The organism is Phaeodactylibacter sp. (assembly GCF_040219495.1).
Lineage (GTDB): Bacteria > Bacteroidota > Bacteroidia > Chitinophagales > Saprospiraceae > Phaeodactylibacter.
Genome location: NZ_JAVJSK010000077.1, coordinates 1 through 4129 on the forward strand (window position 1 = coordinate 1; position 4129 = coordinate 4129).

Below are 4129 nucleotides of genomic sequence, written 5' to 3' on the forward strand. Positions count from 1 at the left end.
TGGAATTGAGGCTGCAGGCCATAGGTAATGATGCCGCCGTCGGGAAGGGGCGTCAGCTCTCTTATCCAGCCCATTTCCGGGTCTGTTTCTGAAAGCCATGAGCCAAGAGGGGCGCCATCGGTTATTCTTATTTTGTAAAAAACATTTATGGACTGGTCAAATAGTCTACAGCCCATTATTAGCATGGAATCTCCGACCGTGGCCGCATCACCACAAATTTCAGCCACACCTTCTTCTCCATAGTAGCGCATCCATTCCGTTTCACCGTCGTAGTTAATCCGCCGTACAAAGGGCTCTGCGTAGCCGTCCAGCCCTGTAGCGGTTCCGTACAGCAGATAGCCACCCTCTACCTCAATGGGCTCTACGGCTGAAAAAGAGGAATTAGAGGTGCTGTCCTCGTATTCATACCGGAAAGTTTCCTCCAGCTCACTATTAAGTTTGACCACAATTGCATTAGACCGGCTGGTAACGGCATTAAACAGGTACCCGCCGTCTGAAGTAGGGATAAGGCCACCGTAAAATTCACCATCTTTAAGCTGGTTAAGTATTGTATCAATGTATGATGTGTCGGTAAAAACTTGGTGCGTGGCCAGCGCCCCTTCAGGCGTGTACTTCCCGACCAATACCCCAAACTCTGGCCCCTCTCCAAAATTTACCTGGGCGGTGCCAAAACCCAGTATTTCGCCTTCAAGCCCTACCACAGCATCGTTGTAAAAGTTGAGGATATAGCCAAAGTCATCGACCCGGTTCAGGGGTTGCCCTATTGCTGTTGTGCAATAAATGAAGAAGGTACAGATAAGCCCTAAAATGCAGATATATCTATCCATAACAATATGGTTTTATAGAATGCATGTAGAAACGCTAAGTGGCTTTACAGATACACTTAAGCCTTTCACTGCATGCAAAGGAGTCGATTATTGAATGATGATTTTTTTCCAGAAAGGCGCTCTATTAGACGCAGGCTGTACCGCAAATAAGTAAATACCTGATGAGAGGGGTATATCCACTTCAGATAAACGCCCCTGAAGGCTATGCTCCAAAAGCCGCTGCCCCTGAAGGTTGTATACTCGTAAGTATCCTGCTTCCTGTCCGGCAGGGAGCATAATTTGTATAGTGCCTTGTGCCGGATTGGGGAAAATCCGGAATTCAGTTGCTTTGGTTACCTCTTTTCTAAGATTTTCTTCTTTTTGGGGGTGGCGTTCAGCCCGGAATGACTGTGCCCCGTTGCAGGGCTGTCCAATACCGGCCAGGGCTTTATTGCGGCGCAGCAAAGTTATGGAGAGCGCCCCTGCTTCATTGCATTCGGGCGTGAAGTCGAATAGACTTTCGATGGTTGCTTTAGGCAAGCTGTTGATGCTCCCCCCTTCTGCAAAATGCGGCCTTAGCAGCTCAAATAGCTTGCTGAGCGCTTCGTATTCTGATACTTGGAAGGCAGAAACGGCAAAATGGGCCGGTATACTCCCCCACTGCTGATCAAAGCCGCTCAGCTCTCCTTTGAAAAAGGCCTGCCTGGCCAACGCATAAGCTGCACTGTAGGTATCTGCCTGCCCCAGCCATCTGCCGATGGAATCAGGCAGGACTTGCAGGGTATCCTGTGCATAGTACCGGATGATAGTACCGGCAGCTTTGTCCTTTTGCCAGCGGAGTGCCTGCAACCGCTTTGTTATTTCCTCTAAATAGGCGGGGCTTCCCCCGTTGGCAAGCAGCGTTTTAAGGCTGTCTTGCAGGTGCCCCCGTTCCTGAAAACGTTCTTTGATAGCAATGGGTCCTTCTTTGCAAGGTGGAGGGCAGCTGGCAGCGGTACAATATTCCTCGGGTAAAATATCTATTAGCCCCTCAAGTTCTATACCAGTACTTGAGTTAGGAGCCTGATTGCTAAAGTTCCCATCATAGTAATACTGAAAAGAAATACCGCTCGTATTTTCTATCTCGGGGTCTGATGGAGGAGAAAATACATTGCCTGTTGGCAATATCTCATCTGCATTGGATAAATCAGCTTGGATATTTCTAATTGCCCCGCCAATTTTATAGTCAATCACCTCGTCTGAGAAGCCGCCACTTTGCAATCCAGGCAACTCAGGGTCATGATTATTGCAGACATAAAGCAGCCCATTGTCCATATCTCCGTTTTGCCCTTGAGCCTCATTGCCTATCAGCATGCCAAAGTAGGTATTATGCCCGATCAGGTTGCCAAGCCCCGCTCCGGTGCCATCGCAATAGGTGCCATGCGGTATATAAACGGCAGTATTAAAGTGCAAATTGGTGAAATCATTCTCTACTACTTCGAACCCATCTGACAGCCCACGTATATACACTCCATATACTTTTTTGAAGAACGGCGGGTGCGTTTCCAATGCATCATTGAAGGTGAAAGTGTTATCCTCAACGGTGAAGCCGGCAGTATGCTCCATGAACACCCCGTAAAGGGTATTCAGGAAATTGCACTGCCGCACAACAGGCGCGCCGTATTCGTACGACATATTATTAACCCATACCCCAGTGTTCAGCAGGGTGAAATTATTGGAGCGGCTCAGGAAACTGCTCTCTTCTGCATATATCCCCTCAGCGCGGGTCGGGCAGGACCCTGCCGGGCAGCTCCGTTCATCTTTGAAATCAGTGTAGGCCACCTGTAGCTGTTCCACATTCTTTAGGTAAATCAGTTTTGGGGAATTTGGTTCCCCCTGGTAATCATCCGTGATCAAAAAGTCAGCAAACATGACTTGGCCTTCTGCGGGCTGGGCGTTGTTGGACTGCAGCCAAAGCCCGGTTTCATTGTCCCGGAGTTTTCCGCCCCACACCTGAGCTTCCCCTCCGCCATCTACAAAGATGCCGCAGATGGCGTGCTCTACAACTGCTTGCTGCCCCTGGAGAATGACACGCCCGCCTGCTTCAACCACGATGCCGCCCCAGAGCTCACTGCAGGACTTAGTCAGTTTGGTTTGTATTCGAAGTGTGGCCCCATGCTGAACTCTAATGGTAGCGTCTGGGAGCATTTGCAATGGCTCTGTTAAGGTACAAGTCCCACTTTCCACGGTGAAGTTGCCGGTAAGGCCGGAGGGTACTTCGCCTGGGTATACCGATAGGTACTGAATGTCTTTTAGCAAGTTTACACTGCCGTTGGCTGGAGCATGCAGCTCCCGTAAATATTTCTTCATCCGGCCGGCCTGCTCGCCAAGGAACTCATTGCGGCAGGTCGCCGGAGTGATGTAGCTCATATAGTTTTCAATCAGGATTTCGGGGATCGCCTGGTCCGGTGCGTCACAGCCTGCACCTACGTTAACGGAGGAAGAGAAGGTATAATAAGGCGTATCATCAACAAAGTCCCCACAGCAGTAGGAAATGCCTACGGGCGGTTGGCAATTCTCAAGGTCTTCTACCCCGGGCGATTCTTCATCGCACTCCCAGGTAAGATTAGCAGCATGTGGGTGCAACAGCCCCAGGGCATGGCCGACCTCATGAGGAAGGGTGGTAGAGCTGGTGGCGAGCCCTTCTATGGTATCATATCCTTTTACCCATGCGTAATTATTCGGTATTAAATGAGCATCGCCCGTTATAGCAGGAGAATCAAGCGGCGGGAGCACATAAATATTGAGCGCATGATCAATCTCATCCTGTGGCTGATAAAACGCTCTTGACATTTTCAGAGATTGTTCAATGGAGACATCTGTGGGCAGGTCTGCTTCGGTAACCGTATTGTAATAAGCAGCCCCTTCACAATAACCTGCGCCGTAGGGCAGAAAGTATATACCATGCTCATTAAAAGCACCGTTTAAGTTGTCCAAACCGGCTTGTGCTTCCACTGCCGGGTCGTAGCCCATAACCGACCACCAATTGCCATCTGAGCTTTCGCCATCCATGAAATTAAAGATAACCCGGATCAGGTATTTCGTGTCGTCCTCAGGGTAAGGCCCGTTTAAACGGTGCTCAAATTGAAGATCCTCCTGTGCTTGCGCAGCCATCCCAATCAATAGCATAATGAAAAATAAATGTAACTATTTAGGTAGGGCTTCCTGCAGCAGCGTAGCTGCGAAGGAACGACTCGCCCCGCCAGGCGTTGAGCAGCTCGTCATAGGCAGACAAGCCGTGCTTTTTTGCCGTACTGCAAAAGCTTTTGATCCTTGCATAGTGC

The 4129-nt window shown here is 49.6% G+C and carries 2 protein-coding genes; both read right to left on the bottom strand.

All coding sequences use genetic code 11. From position 1 onward, the window contains the following. The coding region (locus RIC19_RS11280; RefSeq protein ID WP_350178423.1) for a hypothetical protein at positions 1-827 on the bottom strand (827 nt) is incomplete at its 3' end. A gap of 87 nt (positions 828-914) precedes the next feature. Then, a complete protein-coding gene (locus RIC19_RS11285; RefSeq protein ID WP_350178424.1) occupies positions 915-3959 on the bottom strand; it encodes a T9SS type A sorting domain-containing protein in 3045 nt (1014 codons plus the stop codon). Positions 3960-4129 lie beyond the last annotated feature (170 nt).

What these genes read in the sequence shown, in the direction of transcription:
- RIC19_RS11285 (WP_350178424.1), bottom strand. Translation starts at nt 3,959, where the DNA reads ATGGCTGCGCAAGCACAGGAGGATCTTCAATTTGAGCACCGTTTAAAC.